18 protein-coding genes and 1 riboswitch are annotated in these 19,614 nt (G+C 50.1%); of the genes, 11 read left to right on the top strand and 7 right to left on the bottom strand.

The window, feature by feature from the left end; genetic code table 11:
* Positions 1-135: 135 nt before the first annotated feature.
* The 3 genes from DXD92_RS06965 to glpK all read left to right on the top strand — a co-directional run bounded on the left by DXD92_RS06965 (position 136) and on the right by glpK (position 5,922).
* The gene (locus tag DXD92_RS06965; RefSeq protein ID WP_118640312.1) at positions 136-1,806 is read left to right on the top strand and encodes a glycoside hydrolase family 13 protein; all 1,671 of its coding nucleotides are present in this window, start codon (positions 136-138) and stop codon (positions 1,804-1,806) included.
* Positions 1,807-1,906: 100 nt separating this feature from the next.
* Positions 1,907-4,294, top strand: coding sequence for a glycoside hydrolase family 31 protein (locus DXD92_RS06970; protein WP_118640313.1), 2,388 nt, complete (start codon positions 1,907-1,909; stop codon positions 4,292-4,294).
* Positions 4,295-4,431: 137 nt separating this feature from the next.
* A complete protein-coding gene (gene glpK, locus DXD92_RS06975; RefSeq protein WP_055219824.1) occupies positions 4,432-5,922 on the top strand; it encodes a glycerol kinase GlpK in 1,491 nt (496 codons plus the stop codon).
* Positions 5,923-6,008: 86 nt separating this feature from the next.
* Here the strand turns inward: glpK and thiC are convergent, their stop codons facing one another.
* The 4 genes from thiC to thiM all read right to left on the bottom strand — a co-directional run bounded on the left by thiC (position 6,009) and on the right by thiM (position 9,689).
* A complete protein-coding gene (thiC, locus tag DXD92_RS06980; RefSeq protein WP_022461338.1) occupies positions 6,009-7,316 on the bottom strand; it encodes a phosphomethylpyrimidine synthase ThiC in 1,308 nt (435 codons plus the stop codon).
* A gap of 25 nt (positions 7,317-7,341) precedes the next feature.
* Positions 7,342-8,121: a bifunctional hydroxymethylpyrimidine kinase/phosphomethylpyrimidine kinase gene (thiD, locus tag DXD92_RS06985; protein WP_055219891.1), complete on the bottom strand. Its 780-nt coding sequence runs from the start codon at positions 8,119-8,121 to the stop codon at positions 7,342-7,344.
* Between the two features lie 115 nt (positions 8,122-8,236).
* Positions 8,237-8,881 carry a thiamine phosphate synthase gene (gene thiE, locus DXD92_RS06990; RefSeq protein WP_118640314.1) on the bottom strand — a complete coding sequence of 215 codons (645 nt, stop codon included), beginning with the start codon at positions 8,879-8,881 and terminating at the stop codon, positions 8,237-8,239.
* Complete coding sequence (thiM, locus tag DXD92_RS06995) at positions 8,868-9,689, bottom strand: hydroxyethylthiazole kinase (protein WP_022461341.1); 822 nt, start codon at positions 9,687-9,689, stop codon at positions 8,868-8,870. Before thiM ends, thiE begins: the two co-directional genes overlap by 14 nt.
* Positions 9,690-9,815: 126 nt before the next feature.
* Positions 9,816-9,927, bottom strand: a riboswitch (TPP riboswitch).
* Positions 9,928-10,083: 156 nt separating this feature from the next.
* On the opposite strand from thiM, the gene DXD92_RS07000 reads away from it, so the two are divergent.
* Complete coding sequence (locus tag DXD92_RS07000; protein WP_117760475.1) at positions 10,084-10,257, top strand: response regulator; 174 nt, start codon at positions 10,084-10,086, stop codon at positions 10,255-10,257.
* A gap of 61 nt (positions 10,258-10,318) precedes the next feature.
* On the opposite strand, the gene DXD92_RS07005 is transcribed toward DXD92_RS07000, so the two are convergent.
* Both DXD92_RS07005 and DXD92_RS07010 read right to left on the bottom strand, forming a co-directional pair.
* Positions 10,319-11,296: a Gfo/Idh/MocA family protein gene (locus tag DXD92_RS07005; protein WP_055219831.1), complete on the bottom strand. Its 978-nt coding sequence runs from the start codon at positions 11,294-11,296 to the stop codon at positions 10,319-10,321.
* 21 nt (positions 11,297-11,317) lie between these two features.
* The gene (locus tag DXD92_RS07010) at positions 11,318-12,274 is read right to left on the bottom strand and encodes a ketopantoate reductase family protein (RefSeq protein WP_118640315.1); all 957 of its coding nucleotides are present in this window, start codon (positions 12,272-12,274) and stop codon (positions 11,318-11,320) included.
* Between the two features lie 147 nt (positions 12,275-12,421).
* Between DXD92_RS07010 and DXD92_RS07015 the strand changes: the two genes are divergently transcribed.
* The 3 genes from DXD92_RS07015 to proC all read left to right on the top strand — a co-directional run bounded on the left by DXD92_RS07015 (position 12,422) and on the right by proC (position 14,746).
* Positions 12,422-12,553: a diguanylate cyclase domain-containing protein gene (locus DXD92_RS07015; protein WP_117801967.1), complete on the top strand. Its 132-nt coding sequence runs from the start codon at positions 12,422-12,424 to the stop codon at positions 12,551-12,553.
* Between the two features lie 176 nt (positions 12,554-12,729).
* On the top strand, positions 12,730-13,737 hold the full coding sequence (locus DXD92_RS07020; protein WP_118640316.1) for an ABC transporter substrate-binding protein: 1,008 nt from the start codon (positions 12,730-12,732) through the stop codon (positions 13,735-13,737).
* A gap of 211 nt (positions 13,738-13,948) precedes the next feature.
* Positions 13,949-14,746: a pyrroline-5-carboxylate reductase gene (proC, locus tag DXD92_RS07025; RefSeq protein ID WP_117760472.1), complete on the top strand. Its 798-nt coding sequence runs from the start codon at positions 13,949-13,951 to the stop codon at positions 14,744-14,746.
* A gap of 180 nt (positions 14,747-14,926) precedes the next feature.
* Here proC and DXD92_RS07030 read toward each other — a convergent pair whose 3' ends face one another.
* Positions 14,927-15,382, bottom strand: coding sequence for a CYTH domain-containing protein (locus DXD92_RS07030; protein ID WP_022461346.1), 456 nt, complete (start codon positions 15,380-15,382; stop codon positions 14,927-14,929).
* A gap of 235 nt (positions 15,383-15,617) precedes the next feature.
* Here DXD92_RS07030 and DXD92_RS07035 point away from each other — a divergent pair, with 235 nt between their 5' ends.
* The 4 genes from DXD92_RS07035 (at position 15,618) to clpX (ending at position 19,610) form a co-directional block, all read left to right on the top strand.
* The gene (locus DXD92_RS07035; protein ID WP_055219893.1) at positions 15,618-16,169 is read left to right on the top strand and encodes a DJ-1 family glyoxalase III; all 552 of its coding nucleotides are present in this window, start codon (positions 15,618-15,620) and stop codon (positions 16,167-16,169) included.
* A gap of 144 nt (positions 16,170-16,313) precedes the next feature.
* Positions 16,314-17,600, top strand: coding sequence for a trigger factor (gene tig, locus DXD92_RS07040; protein ID WP_022461348.1), 1,287 nt, complete (start codon positions 16,314-16,316; stop codon positions 17,598-17,600).
* A gap of 24 nt (positions 17,601-17,624) precedes the next feature.
* On the top strand, positions 17,625-18,206 hold the full coding sequence (clpP, locus tag DXD92_RS07045; protein WP_022461349.1) for an ATP-dependent Clp endopeptidase proteolytic subunit ClpP: 582 nt from the start codon (positions 17,625-17,627) through the stop codon (positions 18,204-18,206).
* 108 nt (positions 18,207-18,314) lie between these two features.
* Positions 18,315-19,610, top strand: coding sequence for an ATP-dependent Clp protease ATP-binding subunit ClpX (clpX, locus tag DXD92_RS07050; RefSeq protein WP_118640317.1), 1,296 nt, complete (start codon positions 18,315-18,317; stop codon positions 19,608-19,610).
* The last annotated feature ends 4 nt before the right edge of the window (positions 19,611-19,614 follow it).

The raw sequence follows: 19,614 nt of genomic DNA on the forward strand, positions 1-19,614 counted from the left end.
AAAAACTCTTGTAAAAACTGCTGGTTTTGCGCAAAACTATTGAAAAATCACCGTGAGGTATGGTAAACTGTGTTTGAAAACGACAGAATCAAAGAACCAGACACGTTCTGGGGATGAAATAAAGGAGGTAAAAAAATGGACAAAAAATGGTGGAAAGAAGCCGTAGTGTATCAGATTTATCCGCGCAGCTTTATGGACAGCAACGGAGATGGTGTCGGCGATTTAAATGGTATCACATCCCGTCTGGATTATCTGAAGGATCTTGGCGTGGATGTTATCTGGCTGTCTCCGGTGTACCAGTCACCAAACGATGACAATGGATATGATATCAGCGATTACCAGGCAATCATGCAGGAATTCGGAACAATGGAGGATTTTGACCGCATGCTTTCAGAGATGCATAAAAGAGGCATCAAGCTGGTCATGGACCTTGTTGTCAATCATACCTCAGACGAACACAAATGGTTCGTGGAGAGCCGCAAATCGAAAGAAAACCCGTACCGCGACTATTACATCTGGCGTGATGCAAAAGAGGGAAAAGAGCCAAACAATTGGGGAAGCTGCTTCTCCGGCTCCGCATGGAAATACGATCCGCAGACCGAGATGTATTACCTGCATCTGTTTTCCACGAAGCAGCCTGACCTGAACTGGGAAAACCCGACCGTAAGAAAAGAAGTTTTCGATATGATGAACTGGTGGTGCGAGAAAGGCATCGACGGCTTCCGTATGGATGTCATCAGCATGATCTCCAAACCGGAAGGACTGCCGGATGGAAAGATTCCGGAAGGCGGACTCTACGGTGACTCCGGCTGCGTAAACGGACCGCATGTTCATGAGTATCTGCAGGAGATGAACAAGGAAGTCCTTTCCAAATATGATCTGATGACGGTCGGTGAGTGTGCCGGTGTCACGATCGAGGAGGCAGAAAAATATGCATCCGCAGACGGCAAAGAGCTCAGCATGGTATTCCAGTTCGAGCTGGTTGAGCTGGCAAGCGGAAAATACGGCAAATGGACGGACAAACGCGTACCGCTCAAAGATTTCAAACGCGTCATGACAGCATGGCAGACGGAGCTTGAGGGCAAGGCATGGAACAGCCTCTTCCTTGGAAACCACGACCAGCCGCGCTGCCTGTCCCGTTTCGGCGATGATTCACCGGAATATCGCGTAGTCAGTGCCAAAATGCTTGCAACCTGCCTTCATATGATGCAGGGTACCCCGTACGTATACCAGGGCGATGAGCTCGGCATGAAGAACGTTCCGTTCCACGATCTGTCCGAATTCCGCGATATTGAGAGCATCAACGCGTTTCACGAGCTGACCGGAGCCGGAAAAGTAGCGCCGGACGATATGATGCGCTACCTGAACCTGCGCGGAAGAGACAATGCAAGAACTCCGATGCAGTGGGATGATACCGCTTCGGCAGGATTTACCACAGGAACCCCGTGGATCAAAGTCGGACCGGATTACGAGACCGTCAATGCAAAAAATGAGATGGCGGATCCGGATTCTGTATACAATTATTACAAGAAACTGATTCATCTCCGGAAAGAGAAGGATATCATGGTTTACGGAACGTACGAGCTGCTCGATCCGGAGGACGAGGCACTGTATGTATATACCAGAACCTTAGGCGATCAGAAACTCCTCGTGATGTGCAATTTTACAAAAGAGGAGCAGGAGTACACGGTTCCGGAAACCTTTGCAGGAGCAGAGGTACTGATCAGCAACTATCCGCAGGACGGCGCGGCAGCAGGGACACGAAAACTGCGTGCGTATGAGGCAGTTGTTCTGGAAACCAAATAAAAAATGCAGAGGAACCTGTGGCAGAACGGATTTTTGCCACAGGTTCCCGTTCTCAAAATACGGCAAAAACCGGTAAGAGTAAGAAAGGGGAAAACAAAACATGAAATCATATCTGAAAATGGAGACACATCCGCTTGCAGATCCGAAGAATGTAGTAAAGGGCGATAAATATCGTATCACGGTGCTGACGGAGCATCTTCTTCGGCTGGAATACAGTGAGGACGGTGAATTTATCGATGCAGCATCCCAGACGGTCGTAAACCGTGATTTTCCAGCAGTGGAATTTTCCGTCAAAGACACAGGCGATGAGCTGGAGCTGCGCACAAAGTATCTGCAGCTGAATTACAACAAAAAGGCATTCTCTGCAAACGGACTTTCCTGCAAAACAACGGCAGTTGGCATCAGTTCTGTACCGGCATGGCATTACGGAGATCCGACACAGGATCTTGGAGGAACGGCCCGTACGCTTGATCAGGTCAACGGAGCATGCGAACTGGAACCTGGTATCATGTCCTGGTTTGGTTCCGCTGTTCTGGATGATTCGAAGTCGCTTCTGATGACAGAGGACGGTTGGGTGACCCCGAGAAAGAAAGGAGTGCAGGATCTGTACTTCTTCGGCTATGGCTGGAATTTCCGCCTGGCATTAAAGGATTTCTACCACCTTTGCGGCAAAACTCCGATGCTTCCGAGATTTGCACTTGGAAACTGGTGGAGCCGTTACTGGCGTTACAGTGAAGCATCTTATATGAAACTGATGGAAGACTTCGACAAAGAGAACGTTCCATTCTCGGTTGCTGTTATCGATATGGACTGGCACCGTGTAGACGATGTGGATCCAAAATACGGCAGCGGCTGGACCGGCTATAGCTGGAATAAAAAACTCTTCCCGGATCCGGAGCGTTTTCTTGGAAAACTCCATGCACGCGGCATGAAGACAACACTGAACGTCCATCCGGCAGACGGAATTCGTGCGTATGAGGACTGCTATCCGGAAGTAGCAGAGGCTATGGGAGTGGATGCAAAAAAAGAAGAGCCGGTCAATTTTGACATTGCGGATCCGAAATTTGTTGATGTATATTTCGACAAAGTTCATCATCCGATGGAAAAAGAGGGCGTCGATTTCTGGTGGATTGACTGGCAGCAGGGACAAAGTACCAAGATCGAGGGTCTTGATCCGCTGTGGATGCTGAATCACTATCATTTTCTTGACAGTGGAAGAGACGGAAAACGTCCGATGACCTTCTCCCGCTATGCAGGACCGGGCTCCCACCGCTATCCGGTCGGATTTTCCGGAGACACCCATATCACCTGGGAATCCCTGGATTTCCAGCCATACTTTACCAGCACAGCCTCCAACATCGGCTACGGATGGTGGAGTCATGATATCGGCGGCCATATGCTCGGCTACCGTGACGATGAGCTTGAAGCAAGATGGTATCAGTACGGAGTCTTTTCTCCGATCAACCGTCTGCACAGTTCTAACAGTGCCTTCAGTGGAAAAGAGCCTTGGAACTTCAGTATGGAAGTGCGCAGCACAATGGATGATTTCCTTCGTCTGCGTCATAAACTCGTACCGTATCTGTACACGATGAACTACCGTGCATGGAAAGAAGACACACCGATCGTTGTTCCGATGTATTATGATTACCCGGAGACGGTTTTCTGGGGCAAAAATCAGGCACCGAATCAGTACTTCTTCGGAAGCGAGCTGATGGTAACACCGGTGACAACGAAATGCATTCCGGAGCTGAAGCGTGCAAAAACAAAGGTGTGGCTGCCGGAAGGTACGTGGTTTGATTTCTTCAACGGAATGATTTACGAGGGCGGCAGAAGTATGGATCTGTACCGTACGCTCGAGGAGATCCCGGTTCTTGCTAAAGCAGGTGCGATTATCCCGATGACAGAGAAGATCAGTGCGCTGGATGTAGAATCCAACCCGGATGAGCTGACGGTACGCGTTTACGCGGGCGCGGACAATACATTTGCCCTGTACGAGGATGACAATACTACCATGGCATATGAGAAGGATGACTGTGCAAAAACATCGATGACGCTCGACTGGGGTGCGCGGAAATTTACGATTGCACCGGTTGAAGGCAATCAGAGCCTCGTTCCGGAAAGCAGAATGTACTGCGTAGAATTCGGCGGAAGTACGGCAAAAGAAGCGAAGGCCTTTGTAAACGGCGTGGAAGCGGATGCAGAAGTCAAAGAGAAAGACGGACTTCTTACGATCGCGGTAACAGATGTAAAACCGCAGGATACCGTGACAATCTGTCTGCCGGAAGATACGGAGATTGCAAAGAACGATGTCATGACACGTGCGATGGATCTGCTGCTGCACGCCGAAATCAGCTACATCACCAAAGAGCAGATCGCAAATCTTCTTCACAAAGCAGACGGAAAGGTAGCAATTCTGGCTGCAGAGCTGCAGAGCATGGAACTTTCAAATGATCTGCGCGGTGCGCTGCTGGAGATCATTACGGCATAAATTGCTGCAGAAAAACACGATTTGATTTACAGAAAAAGAATTCTGTGATACGATACATACAAAGAAAAGGAAGAGAGCGTGGCAGTGGATTCTGTCAGGCTCTCTTCTTGAAATGTGAGACAGGAGGATTTTTAAACGTGGGAAAATACATCATGGCACTTGATGCCGGCACAACGAGCAACCGCTGTATTCTGTTTGATCAGAAAGGACAGATCGTAAGCCTTGCGCAGAAGGAGTTTACCCAGCGTTTCCCGAAACCGGGCTGGGTGGAGCACGATGCCAATGAAATCTGGTCCACGATGCTCGGTGTAGCCGTGGAGGCAATGCAGAAAGCGGGTGCGTCCTACGAGGATATCGCGGCAATCGGCATCACAAACCAGAGAGAGACGACGATCGTCTGGGACAAAAAGACGGGAGAGCCGGTCTACAATGCAATTGTATGGCAGTGCCGCAGAACATCGGAATACTGCGATTCCCTGATGGAGCGCGGACTGGTTGACCGTTTCCGGGAGAAAACAGGTCTTGTGATCGATGCGTATTTTTCAGCCACGAAGCTGAAATGGATTCTAGATGAAGTTCCGGGCGTGCGCGAGCGGGCGGAGCGAGGCGATCTCTATTTCGGAACGGTGGAGACGTGGCTGATCTGGAAGATGACAAAGGGAAAGGTACATGTCACCGATTACACCAACGCGTCCCGTACAATGCTGTTCAATATCCATACCCTGAAATGGGATGAGGATATCTTAAAAGAGCTGAACATTCCGCTCTGTATGCTGCCGGAAGTCCGCCCGTCGAGCTGTGTCTACGGGGAGACGGCATCCACATATTTCGGCGGCCCGATTCCGATTGCGGGAGCAGCGGGAGACCAGCAGGCGGCGCTGTTCGGCCAGACCTGCTATGCGCCGGGCGAAGCGAAAAATACATACGGAACAGGCTGCTTCCTGCTGATGAACACGGGAGAAAAGCCGGTTTCTTCGACACACGGTCTTGTTACCACGATTGCATGGGGCATCGGGGACAAGATTACGTATGCGCTCGAGGGATCCATTTTCGTCGGCGGAGCCGCAATCCAGTGGCTGCGCGATGAGATGAAGCTGATCGAGTCCTCGGCGGATTCCGAGTACATGGCGCAGAAGGTGAACGACACGAACGGCTGCTACGTCGTGCCGGCGTTTACCGGCCTTGGCGCACCGTACTGGGATCAGTATGCGAGAGGAACCATTCTCGGCCTGACCCGCGGCGTCAACAAATACCATGTGATCCGCGCAACACTGGAGTCGATCACGTATCAGGTGGATGATGTCTTAAAAGCGATGGAGGCAGATTCCGGCATGAAGCTCTCTGCACTGCGTGTGGACGGCGGAGCAAGCGCCAACAATTTCCTGATGCAGTGCCAGGCGGACATCAGCCAGGCGCCGGTGGAGCGGCCATGCTGCATCGAGACGACCGCGATGGGAGCAGCTTATCTTGCGGGACTCGCCGTCGGCTACTGGCCGGATCAGGAGACAGTAAAACAGAACGGAGCCATTGACCGTACGTTTGAGCCGGAGCTCTCGAAAGAGGAGCGCGATGAGAAGATGAACGGATGGCACAAAGCAGTCCGTTACGCCGAAGGATGGGCGAAATAGAAAAAGATTTTGGAAATGCAGAAAAGGAACGGCTTCGTAATGAAAACCGTTCCTTTTCGCGTACTGTGACTTCTTGTCTACTGACGTTAAAGAATGTCGATATGTTCGCCGTTTAAAGCTTTGTTCATGCTTCGCACGGCACAGAATTTACCGCACATCGAGCAGGTATCTTCCTGTTCCGGCGAGCGGTCGGCGCGGATGGCTTTTGCGGTCTCCGGGTCCAGTGCACAGTCCCACTGTGCTTCCCAGTCGAGCACGCGGCGGGCGTCTCCCATCTTGTCGTCAATATCACGCGCATGCGGCACGCCTTTGGCAATGTCGGCAGCGTGTGCGGCGATTTTGCTTGCGATGATGCCCTGCTTTACGTCATCCAGGTTCGGAAGAGCCAGATGCTCTGCCGGCGTTACGTAGCACAGGAAAGCAGCGCCGTTCATAGCGGCAATTGCGCCTCCGATGGCAGCGGTGATGTGGTCATAGCCCGGTGCAATATCGGTCACAAGAGGTCCGAGGACATAGAACGGAGCGCCCATGCAGATGGTCTGCTGTACTTTCATGTTGGCCGCAATCTGATCCATCGGAACGTGGCCCGGTCCCTCAACCATAACCTGAACGTCTTTTTCCCAGGCACGTTTGGTGAGTTCGCCGAGGCGCACCAGCTCCTCAATCTGGCAGACATCCGTTGCGTCGGCAAGGCAGCCAGGACGGCAGGCGTCGCCGAGAGAAATGGTCACATCGTATTCACGGCAGATATCGAGAATCTCATCGTAATACTCGTAGAACGGATTCTCCTCGCCGGTCATGCACATCCAGGCGAACACGAGGGAGCCGCCGCGGGAAACGATATTCATTTTCCGTTTGTGTTTGCGGATCTGATCGATGGTTTTTCTGGTGATGCCGCAGTGCAGGGTGACGAAATCGACACCGTCCTCGGCATGGAGGCGGATGACGTCAATAAAATCTTTGGCGGTCAGCGTATCCAGGTCTCTCTGGTAATGGATCACACTGTCATATACCGGCACGGTGCCGATCATGGCCGGACATTCGGAGGTCAGTTTCCGCCGGAACGGCTGCGTATTGCCGTGGCTCGACAGGTCCATGATGGCTTCTGCGCCCATATTGACCGCGGAGAGTACCTTCTGCATCTCCACATCGTAATCTTTACAGTCTTTCGAAACACCGAGATTTACATTGATTTTCGTGCGCAGCATCGAGCCGATGCCCTCCGGATCGATGCAGGTGTGCAGTTTATTGGCCGGAATGGCAACCTTTCCGCTGGCAACGAGCGGCATCAGGTCTTCCACGGCCATATACTCTTTTTCTGCGACTTTTTTCAGCTCCGGTGTTACAATGCCGCGGCGTGCGGCGTCCATCTGTGTTGCGTAATTGCGTTCCATCTGTTGTTCTCCTTTATTTTCAAAATCAGATCCGGTAAGCGTGGTTCAGCGGTCCCGAGCCGTGGCCGAGATCCATCATGCTCGCGAGTGCGCCCGAAATATACTCTTTTGCGGCGGAAATGGCATCCGGAAGGGAAAGCCCCTTTGCGAGCCCCGATGCGATGGCGCTGGAGAGTGTACAGCCGGTGCCGTGTGTGTTCGGATTGTCGATGCGTTTTCCGGTGAACCAGGTAAATGTGCCGTTGTGATATAAAAGATCGTTGGCATCATTGATACTGTGGCCGCCCTTTAATAGAACGGCACAGCCGCAGGAATCCCCGATCTCTTTTGCGGCGCGTTCCATATCGCTTTCCGACTGGATTTTGATGCCGGAGAGAACTTCTCCCTCTGGGATATTCGGTGTGATGACTTCGGCCAGAGGAAAGAGCAGTTTTTTCATCAGGTCAGGCACGCCGCCCGAAGCGAGCGCGGAACCGCTTGTAGCGACGAGGACCGGGTCCACAACGATGTGTTTGGCCTGGTAGAAGCGAAGCCGTTCGGAGATGACTTCGATCAGTGCCGGGGAGGATACCATACCGATTTTGACGGCGTCCGGGAAGATGTCCGTAAAGACGGCGTCAAGCTGTGCGGCCAGAAACTCCGGTGTTACATCGAAAATACCGGAAACTCCGGTGGTGTTCTGGGCGGTGAGTGCGGTAATTGCCGACATGGCGTAAACTCCGTTTGTGATCATGGTTTTGATGTCTGCCTGAATGCCGGCGCCTCCGCTGGAATCACTTCCCGCGATTGTTAATGCTGTTTTCATGTTTTTCGCGTCCATGAGAATTACTCCTTTGCATTACTTTTCTTTTTGGACAGGCGACAAAGAAAGTGGTGCCCCCAGTCTGCCGCCTGGTGTGAGGATGAATGGTTACGTAAAATTATTTGTTTTCCAGCATGCGCAGAGTCTGTTCTTTCAGATCCTTCGTTGCGGAAACAATGTCTTTCTGTGCAAAAATGGCACTGATGACGGCGATGCCGCAGATGCCGCTGCCGGAAAGCTCCGTCACGTTATCGCGTGTGATGCCGCCGATGGCGATGACAGGGATTTTAACGGCATTGCAGATAGCAGTCAGCGTTTCGTGGCTGACATCCTCCGCATCCGCCTTGGAACCGGTGTGGAAGACTGCGCCGACGCCGAGGTAATCTGCCCCGCGCTGCTCGGCGAGAATGGCCTGTTCCACGGTCTGTGCCGAAACGCCGATGATCTTGTCCGGGCCAAGCTTTGCACGGACATCGCCGGCCTCCATATCGCTCTGGCCGACATGAACGCCGTCCGCATCCATCTTAGCTGCGATTTCCACGTTATCGTTGATGACGAAAGGAACATGGTATGCGGCACAGAGTTTTTTCAGTTCCAGTGCCTCTTCCATAAAGTGATCCTGGTCAAGATTTTTTTCGCGGAGCTGGATAAACGTTGCGCCGCCCTGCAGAGCCTTTTCCACCTGGCTGTACAGTGTCTTGCCGTTCAGCCAGCTGCGGTCTGTCACAGCATATAAAAGCAGGCCTTTTTTATCGCACTTCATACTTTGCACCTTTCTCCAGCGTCTCGCCGTCCATGTGGTAGATGGCGTCGATGATGCGGTTCCGGTAGGTGGAGTTGCCGTCTTCCGGTTTCATATGGCTCCAGCCGATCTCGCCGGCAAGTCCCATCGCGCAGACAGCGGCAGCAGCGGCTTTTAACGGCTCGTCCGGGTTGGCAACGAGGTAAGCGGTCATCATGCCGGAGAGCTGGCAGCCTGTTCCGGTGATGCTTCCCATCTCGGCGCGTCCGTTGCGGATCACGTAGCAGGTGTCAGCATCGGCAACGAGGTCGATCGCTCCTGTGATGGCGACAACACAGTTGTGGTCTTTCGCAAAGTTTTTTGCAAAAGCAACGGCGCTGTCGAGGTTTTCGTCTGTTACTTTATCGGCAACGTCTGCGTCAACACCCTTTGTCGTTCCGCTTCCGAGTGCCAGTGTTTTGATTTCGGAAATATTTCCGCGGATGACGGTGAACGGGATTTTTTCCATCAGTCCGACTGCGGTCGAAGTACGTAAGTGGCTTGCGCCTGCGCCGACTGGATCGAGCAGGATTTTGTGGCCGAGCGAAGCTGCTTTTGCACCGGCACGGTACATGCCGTCGATGCTCGTTCTGTGCAGCGTTCCGATGTTGATGTTCAGACCGCCGCAGATGGAGGTGATATCCTCGACATCCTCCGGTTCATCGGACATGATCGGGCTTGCGCCGCATGCCAGCAGAATATTGGCGACATCGTTTACTGTAACGTAATTTGTGATGTTGTGTACGAGAGGGGTTGTTTTTCTGACATTGTCAAGACAAGTGCCTAACATAATTTTTTGTTCCTCCTGTGTGAGTATTTTTGCAGAAGCAAATTCCCTTGTGGTACTGGAAGAACCTGTTGATGATGTGTTCATAGAGATTAAAAAAGCAGATATACGTGGAGGTATATCTGCAGAAAATGTGCATATCGTATCTCCCTACGTTGGCATTACCCAAATCAGGTTCAGGGTCTAGGAGATGCATCCTACTCTCAGCCCGCTTCGCACGCGAGCTCCCCTTTGCTTTCTGCAGACAATTATATACGCATAAAAACAATTGTGCAAGAGAAAAACGGAAGATTTTAAAAAAATTCAGAAAAATAAAAAAGACATGCAAAATATTGGAAATGTAATGTTATTTGGGTTGACAGAGAAAATAATATCAGCGTAAAATGAAGTATAAAATATGCGTGGAAGTCATGGACGTGATGATGCCGCCTCCATTCCGATTTTCGCCATGAGCGCCAACGCCTTTGTTGAAGACCGGCAGGCCGCAAAAGAGGCCGGCATGGACGTGCATATCGCAAAGCCGATTGATGCGGAATTACTGAAAAAGAAAATTGCAGAGTATTGCAGGTGAAAAGAAGTGCCCCTGCCCGGCATCTGATGTGTGCCGGGCAGGGGCTTTTGATGTGCGAATCTTATTTTTCTTCCTCCGGGTACGTATAGCCCCAGGTTCTGCGGAAGGAGGTCATCAGATCCATGACGTCCTTCGTGTAGTCGAGGTGCATGGCAGATGCATCTCCATTGATGGCGCGTTCCATGTCGGCGAGCTCATAGGCGAGTGCATCGGCGTTGTCACCGGCTTTGATGATTTCGGATTCGCCGGTGGAAGCGTCTGTGATTTTTGCTTCCCAGGCACGCGGGTACTCCATGATCTCGATAAATCCGTTCTCACAGGAAACCATGCCGCGTTTCGGCTGTTTGGAGTGGAGAGAGAGCATCACACTTGCCATCTGTCCTTCCTGATTGGTGAGAAGGAGGCCGGCCTGCTCGTCCACACCGGTCGGAGCGGGCTTTACCTGGGAAAGGAGCTGATCCGGCTTGGAGTCGAAGAACCAGCGGAGGAAGGAGAGTGCGTATACGCCGATATCAAGCATCGCGCCGCCTGCGAGATTCCGGTTGAAGAAGCGGTTCTTCATGTTGTACTCTTTGAAACTGCCGAAGTTCATCGTGATCAGATTGACTCTGCCGAGACGGCCGGAGTCGAGAATTTTTTTCAGCTCTTTGTAGATCGGCATATGGTAAATCGTCATTGCCTCTCCGATGATGACACCTTTTTCTTTTGCAAGCGCTATGGCCTCGTCGAGCTCGTCGCTGTTCAGCGTAATCGATTTCTCAACGAGAATGTGTTTTCCATTGGCAATCGCCTCTTTCATAAAGCCAAGATGCGTGTTGTGCGGCGTCGTGATATAAATGACATCGACCTCCGGATCGGTAAACATCTCATGGAAATCATCGTAAACTTTTCCAATTCCATATTTCTCCGCAAAAGCAGCCGCCTTCTCATGGGTCCGGTTGCCGACTGCGTAAATATTCTTTCCGTTTTTCTGCAGTGCGACCGCCATTTCATTTGCAATCACACCGCATCCGAGTACAGCCCATTTGATTTCTTTCATCGTGAGATTCTCCTATCGTATCTATTTCGCCCAGAGCGGTTCTTCGCTTCCGCTGTAGTCAAACCGTCCGTCGTTTTTCTCTTCCAGTGCTTTGATCATATGGTACGTAAATTCATTGTAAGGCGTTGGAATTCCAAGCTCTTTTCCCATGCGGATCAGCGCACCCGAGAACATATCAATTTCCGTATGGCGTCCCGCATCGAGATCCTGGAGCGTCGAGTAGCGCGCCGTCGGCGGAACCGCACTTCCGCGTCCCGAGGAGACATCCGCCTTGCTGATATCAATTCCCTTTGCCTCCGCAATCGCCATCAGTTCTGCGCGGAGTCCGTCGCTGATCGCCTTCATATGTACACTGTCGCGGTAGCAGCCGACCCCGGCACCGAGAATAGCCTGCGGCAGGTTATTGCAGACATTCAGCCGGAATTTGCTCCATATTTCCTCTAAAATACAATCGGTTGCCCGGTAATGCAGCCCTGTGCCGGAGAACAGATCCAGAACAGCCTGCACACGCTCACTGTCGTACGGCGCCGAAACTTCGCCGAAAATGATGCCGAGCGTCGCCTCAGGGTTGAAAACGTAGCCGTCATTCTCTTTATGAGAAGCTACTTTGATAACAGCATGAAGCAGATGCTCCGCACCGACTTTTTCCGCGATGATCTCCTCACTGTCCACGCCGTTCATCAGACTCATGATCACAGTATTCTCGCCGGTAACGGCAGTAATATTGTCAAGAGCCCCCGGCAGTGCGCCGTATTTGAGCGAGACGATCAGAAAATCCACGCCGTGTGCCTCTTCCGGTGTCCATACCTCCGGGTGATAAACCGTATCGTTAATTTTGCATCCTTTGTTTTTCAGACGCTTCGCCCGTTCCCCGGACGCGATAACGCCAAGCCGGATGTCCTTTTTCTCCGAAAGCCCCCAGATTACATAAGACCCAACCGCTCCGGCGCCCAGAACAGCAACTGATTTTATTATCATAATAGCCTCCTTTGTAACTATTTGAATTACCCTTACTATAACAAATTTTGCGGAGATCCTCAATTTGTTTTTCAAAATAGAAAATTTCGGAAAAGGAAGCCTAAATGTGTTGACGGAAGCTATTGGACCGCGGAGCAGAATAACTGGATGGTGACAGACGATCTGAAAAAGGTCAACGATACGCTGGGCCACGAGATGGGCGACATCATGATCCTGAACTTTGCAAAGCTCCTGCGGAAGGTCGTTCCGCCTCCGACCTGCTGCACGAGGCAGATCTGAAAATGTACGAAGACAAAATCCGGACGAAAGAAGAACAGAAGGCAAAAGAAAAACAAGAGAAGAAATAAGAAACGAAGGAGAAACGAAATTCGAACATTTCTCCTTTGTTTTTTGCGCGCATTTTTACCGGGAAATCATATTCTAAGGTTAGAATGAAAAAACAGGAGAATCTGTTGATGAAAGGAAAATGGCTGACAGGTGCGCTTGTACTGGCAATGGCGGCAGTGACGCTGGCGGGATGCGGGGCAAAAGATGAGACAAAAGAAAAAGTGGAGCAGGTGACATTAAATGAGGTTGCCCACTCCATTTTTTACGCCCCGCAGTACGTGGCAATTGAGGAGGGGTATTTCGCGGACGAGGGCATTGATCTGACGCTGATGACAGGATTTGGTGCAGATAAAGTGCTGACGGCGATGATTTCCGGCGAGGCGGATATCGGGTTTATGGGGGCGGAGGCAACCGTCTACGCGTACCTCGAGGGAACCGCAGACCCGGTTGTGAACTTCGCGCAGCTGACGCAGCGGGCGGGAAACTTTGTTGTGGGAAGAGAGAAAGACAATTCGTTTACCTGGGAGAAATTGAAAAACAAAGAGGTATTAGGGGGAAGAAAAGGCGGTATGCCGGAAATGGTCTTTGAGTATGTTCTGGCGCAGAAAGGGATTGATAAAAAAGACGTAAACATTAACCAGAGCATCGATTTTGGTTCCACAGCTGCCGCGTTCTCCGGCGGGCAGGGGGATTATACGATTGAATTTGAACCGTCCGCGACACTGCTCGAGCAGAAGGGCGACGGCTATGTCGTGGCATCGGTCGGAACGGAATCCGGGTATGTGCCGTATACGTCGTACAGCGTCAAACAGAGTTATCTGAAAACGCACGGCGCAACCGTAGAAAAATTCACGAAGGCACTGCAGAAGGGAATGGACTTCGTGCAGACGCACACACCGGAGGAGATTGCAGAAGTGATTGCGCCGCAGTTTGCAGAAACCGAGCTGGAAACCATCACCGCGATCGTGCGCCGCTACTATGAGCAGGATACGTGGAAAGAAAATCTGATCTTTGAGGAAGAAAGTTTTGATCTTCTGCAGGAGATTCTGGAGCAGGCGGGAGAGCTGGAGAAAAAGGCACCGTACAAGACACTCGTGACAACAAAATACGCCGAAGAGGCCGCCGCCAAAGGCTGATTCCGGCGGAATAGAAAAGCGAAAAAAGACAGAAAAAGACACTTTTCGACATTCGTCGACAAACAGCGACATTTCATTCGAAAAAAATAAAGAAAATTGCAAAAGAAAAGAAGAAAAATAGAGAAAAAGTATTGCAAAAAAGTAAATTTTATTGCATACTATGGATGTCGCATATATTTTTTACAACACAGGCATACGGAGGCGAACAGACATGAAAGTAGGTTTTATCGGCGGCGGCAACATGGCGAGTGCCATGATTGGCGGAATGATTCAAAAAGGAGTTGTATCTGCAGATGACATTCTGGTATCGGTCCGCACGGAGAAAAGTGTGGAACGCTTGACCAACCAGTTTGGAGTCCAGGCGACTACGGAGAACGAAGCGGTCGTAGCCGGATCCGATCTTGTATTCCTGGCAGTAAAGCCAAACCAAATAAAAAATATAATAAACCTCGTCAAAAACTTCATCTCACCCGAGAAGATTATCGTATCGATTCTTCCCGGTAAGTCTTTACAATGGCTGGGTACAGAAATCGGAAAACCAACAAAGTTAATTCGCACCATGCCAAACACACCAGCACTCGTCGGAGAAGGAATGACCGGCGTCTGTGCCAATGATCTCGTGACGGAGGAAGAGCTGCAGCTCGTTTTAACCCTCCTGAAAAGCTTTGGCCGCGCAGAAGTTGTTCCGGAGTATCTGATGGATACCGTCACAGGTGTCAGCGGAAGCTCGCCGGCGTACGTATTTCTTTTCCTGGAGGCTCTTGCAGATGCGGCCGTAGCCGAAGGAATGCCGAGAAAACAGGCATATGAATTTGCTGCACAGTCTGTCCTTGGAAGCGCCAAAATGCTTCTCGAGACAGGAATGCACCCGGGAGAATTAAAAGACATGGTCTGCTCGCCAGGCGGAACCACCATCGAAGCGGTTGCCGTACTGGAGCGGGAGAAACTGAGAAGTGCTGTTATTGATGCAACACGAGCCTGCATCCGGAAATCAAAGGGAGTGGATTAGAAGGAGCAGCACCGCCGCTTTGACAGAATGACGCTAATGTGAAAGCAGCAAAATAAAGAATGTATGCACAAAAAAACAAACCAAAACAAGCAAAAAGCAAGCACAAAAAAGAGTAAAAAAACAAACGAGCGGAAAAATCCCGGCAGCCGTGGAAAAGGCACCGGGATTTTTTCTGGTAATTTATAGTTTTTTTCCTTTACTGAGCGTACTGTTGTGATAATCGGAAGAATAGGTTACATCCTTTCCAAACCATACCGGAGGAACAAAGGCGTTTGCGGATGCTTCGTCCGGAAACTCCACCTCTGCGAGGTAAAGGCCTTCATACGGCGCATCAAAGACATCGAGCTCGATCGTCAGATCCGTTCCGGTAAGCGGCAGCAGATAGCGTGTTTTTGAGATGAGAACGCCGTCTGCCTTTTCCCGCAGATGCAGGTAGGATTCCTTTGTGAGCGGAAGATTATACTCTTCACGCACCATCAGCCCTTTTGACTTGTAGGTCAGATAATATTCGTCGTCAGAGCGGCGGATGCGGACAACCGGTTCGGTGGAAAGATAGCCCTGCTCGATTTTTTTACATGGATAGCTTGTAAGATTTTCCGGAAGCTGATCCAGAAGGTATTTGCGTTCGATTTCCATAAAAGAGACTCCTTCTCGTGATTGCATCACTGCTTTTTTCAAGAGTTTACCATGCTTTTCCCGTGATGTTAAGCGAAATCCGGCTTTTTGCGAAAAAAGTCCTGAAATTTTTATGAAATGCAAGCATTCTGCGGAAAAATGTGGTATAATAGCGGCGGTTTGTTACAAAGAAAAGCAGAGAATATCACGTGACAAAACACACGAGACTGATCATACAACACAGGAGGACAAAACCATGGCAAAGATTTATGTATTTCTGGCAGACGGATGTGAAGAGATTGAGGCACTGACCCCGGTGGATCTGCTGCGCAGAGCCGGAGAAGACGTATGCACCGTTTCTATTATGGGAAGAAAAGAAGTAACAGGATCCCACAAAATCACCATTCTTGCAGATGAAACCATCGAAGAGGGAGAGTTTGATGACGGAGACATGCTGGTACTTCCGGGCGGAATGCCGGGTACATTAAATCTGGCCGGAAACGAGACGCTCGCAGCGCTGATCCGTTCCTATGACGATCAGGGAAAGAAACTGGCAGCCATCTGCGCAGCGCCGAGCATCCTTGGTGTGATGGGCATCTTAAAAGATAAAAACGCTGTCTGCTTCCCGGGATTTGAAGAAAAGCTGGCAGGCGCAAACGTACTCGATGTACCGGCAGTCACCGACAAAAATGTGACCACCGGCCGCGGCATGGGAGCAGCCACTGACTTCGCACTGGAGCTGATCCGTGTTCTGCAGGGAGAGGACAAAGCAAAAGAAATGGCGGAAAAAATCGTATTTCATTGCTAAAAAAAAGCCTAAAAACCACAGAAATATAAAAAAATCACTGGCGTTTTTGAAAAGAGTATGCTATACTCGATAAATGACTGTAGAATGGAGAGGTGTGCAGGTTTTCTGCCGCTTTTCAGATAAATCAAGGAGGAAATTGATAAAATGAGTGTACAGGTCGAAAATTTAGAAAAGAATATGGCCAAACTTACCATTGAGGTTCCGGCTGAAGAATTAGAGAAAGCACTGGAGAAAGCTTACCAGAAACAGAAAAAGAACATCAGCGTTCCGGGCTTCCGTAAAGGAAAAGTTCCGAGAGCTATGGTAGAAAAAATGTATGGCCCGGCAGTATTCTATGAGGATGCTGTAAACAGCCTTGTTCCGGAAGAGTATTCCAAAGCAGCAGAAGAGAGCAAACTGGACATCGTATCCCGTCCGGAGATCAACGTAGAGCAGATCGAAAAAGGCAAAGCTTTCATCTTTACCGCAACTGTAGCAGTAAAACCGGAAGTTACCCTTGGCGAGTACAAAGGTCTGGAAGTAGCAAAAGCTGACACAACCGTTACAGATGAAGAAGTAGAAGCTGAGCTGAAAAAAGAGCAGGAGAAAAATGCAAGAACCATCAATGTAGAGGATCGTCCGGCAGCAGACGGAGATACCGTTACACTTGACTTCGAAGGTTCTGTAGACGGCGTTCCGTTCGACGGCGGCGCTGGAAAAGATTATCCGCTGACCCTTGGCTCCCATTCCTTCATTCCGGGATTCGAAGAGCAGCTCGTTGGCGCAGCTCTGGAAGAGGAGAAGGAAGTAAACGTTACTTTCCCAGAGGATTATCAGGCAGAAGAGCTTGCTGGAAAAGCAGCAGTATTCAAATGCACCATCCACAAAATCGAAGCAAAAGAGCTTCCGGCACTTGATGACGACTTCGCAAAAGACGTTTCCGAGTTCGATACTCTGGATGAGTACAAAAAAGAAATCAAAGACAACCTGACCAAGAAAAAAGAAGAGCAGGCTAAGACAGAAAAAGAGAACGCTGTCGTAGATAAAGCAGTAGAGAACGCAACAATGGAGATTCCGGAAGCTATGATCGATACGCAGGTAGAGAACATGGTTGACGATTTCGCAAGAAGAATCCAGTCCCAGGGTCTGTCCATGGAGCAGTACATGCAGTTTACAGGCGCTACCGTTGATTCCTTAAAAGAGCAGATGAAACCGCAGGCTGTTAAGAGAATCGAGAGCAGACTGGTACTTGAGAAAGTTGCAGAAGCAGAAAACATCCAGATCAGCGATGAGAAGCTGGACGAAGAGCTGGCTAAAATGGCTGAAATGTACAAAATGGAGCTGGATAAATTCAAAGAGCTCGTTGGCGAATATGAGAAAGAGCAGATGAAGAAAGATCTCGCTGTTCAGGAAGCAGTAACTCTCATGGCCGACAGCGCAAAAGAGGCGTAAGACCTCGGAAAGAGAGGCAATTGAATGAGTTTTGTACCTTATGTCATCGAGCAGACAAGCAGGGGAGAGAGAAGTTACGATATTTATTCAAGACTGCTGAACGACCGTATTATTTTTCTGGGAGAGGAAGTCACTGACGTATCGGCAAACCTGATCGTTGCACAGCTTCTGTTCCTGGAGTCTGAAGATCCGGGAAAAGATATCCACATGTATATCAACAGCCCGGGAGGTTCTGTAAGCGCAGGACTTGCTATCTATGATACGATGCAGTACATCAAATGTGATGTATCCACGATCTGTATCGGTATGGCTGCCAGCATGGGAGCATTCCTTCTTGCCGGCGGTACCAAAGGAAAGAGAATGGCTCTGCCAAACTCTGAAATCATGATTCATCAGCCATCCGGCGGTGCACAGGGTCAGGCAACCGAGATCAAAATCGTTGCAGAACAGATTCTGAAAACCAAACGGAAATTAAATGAAATTCTGGCGGCAAATACAGGAAAACCGCTGGAACAGATTGAGATCGATACCGAGCGTGACAACTACATGTCCGCAGAGGAAGCAAAAGCATACGGTCTGATTGATAATGTAATTACGAACCGATAAGAGAGGAAAGGTGTCCAAAAGCGTAGTTCCGGCAATGAGGCTTTTGTGGCACCTTTTGCCTTATCCGGCGATAAGGTTTAGTTGTAATATGTTGAAAGGAAGAAAACGATGGCTATAAAAGGGAATGATACCAAGATCCGCTGCTCTTTCTGCGGAAAGACAGAAGACCAGGTACGCAAGCTGATCGCAGGCCCGGACGGGGCATACATCTGTGATGACTGCGTGGCAATCTGCTCGGAGATCATTCAGGAAGAATTTGAGGATCTGTACGGCGAGCAGGATACCGACGAGATCAACCTGATCAAACCAAAGGAAATCAAAGCATTTCTGGATGACTACGTAATCGGACAGGATGAGGCGAAAAAAGTGCTCTCCGTTGCTGTTTACAACCATTACAAACGAGTGCTTTCCGGTGCATCCTCCGACATCGAACTGCAGAAGAGCAACATTCTGATGCTCGGACCGACCGGTTCCGGAAAAACGTATCTGGCACAGACACTGGCCAAACTGATCAACGTTCCGTTTGCAATTGCAGACGCAACGGCGCTCACCGAGGCAGGTTATGTCGGCGAGGACGTAGAAAACATTCTGCTCCGCCTCATTCAGGCAGCAGACTATGATATCGAGCGCGCTGAGCACGGCATCATCTACATCGATGAGATCGATAAAATCACAAGAAAATCCGAAAACGCTTCGATCACACGAGATGTTTCCGGCGAGGGTGTACAGCAGGCACTGCTGAAAATCCTGGAGGGAACTGTAGCTTCCGTTCCGCCGCAGGGCGGAAGAAAGCATCCGCATCAGGAGTTTATTCAGATTGATACGACGAATATCCTCTTTATCTGCGGCGGTGCATTCGAAGGACTCGAGAAGATCATCGAGACGAGACAGGATACGAAATCCATCGGATTCAACAATCCGATCGGCCATGCAAAAGATGAGAATGTCGGAGATCTGCTCCGTCAGGTCATGCCGCAGGATCTGACCAAGTTCGGCCTGATTCCGGAGTTTGTCGGACGTGTGCCGATTGTCGTTACGTTAAATTCTCTGGATGAGACGGCCCTGATGAAGATTCTGGTTGAGCCGAAGAATTCTCTGGTCAAACAGTACAAGAAGCTGTTTGAGCTGGACGGCGTACAGCTTGATTTCAAAGAAGATGCACTCGAAGCGATTGCAAAGAAATCCCTGGAGCGGAAAACAGGCGCCAGAGGTCTCCGCGCAATCATGGAAGATACGATGATGGATCTGATGTATGAGATCCCGTCGGACAATACGACAAAAGAATGCGTCATCACCAAGGACGCTGTAGAAAAGAAGGCGGAGCCGGAGATTATTCACGGCGAACCGGTCCCTGTTCCACGGCGGAATATGGGAAGAAGATCCGGAAGACCGGAAACCGCCTGAAAAA

Origin of the sequence: Blautia sp. TM10-2, from assembly GCF_003480845.1 — a bacterium.
In the GTDB taxonomy this organism is placed as follows: domain Bacteria; phylum Bacillota; class Clostridia; order Lachnospirales; family Lachnospiraceae; genus Fusicatenibacter; species Fusicatenibacter saccharivorans.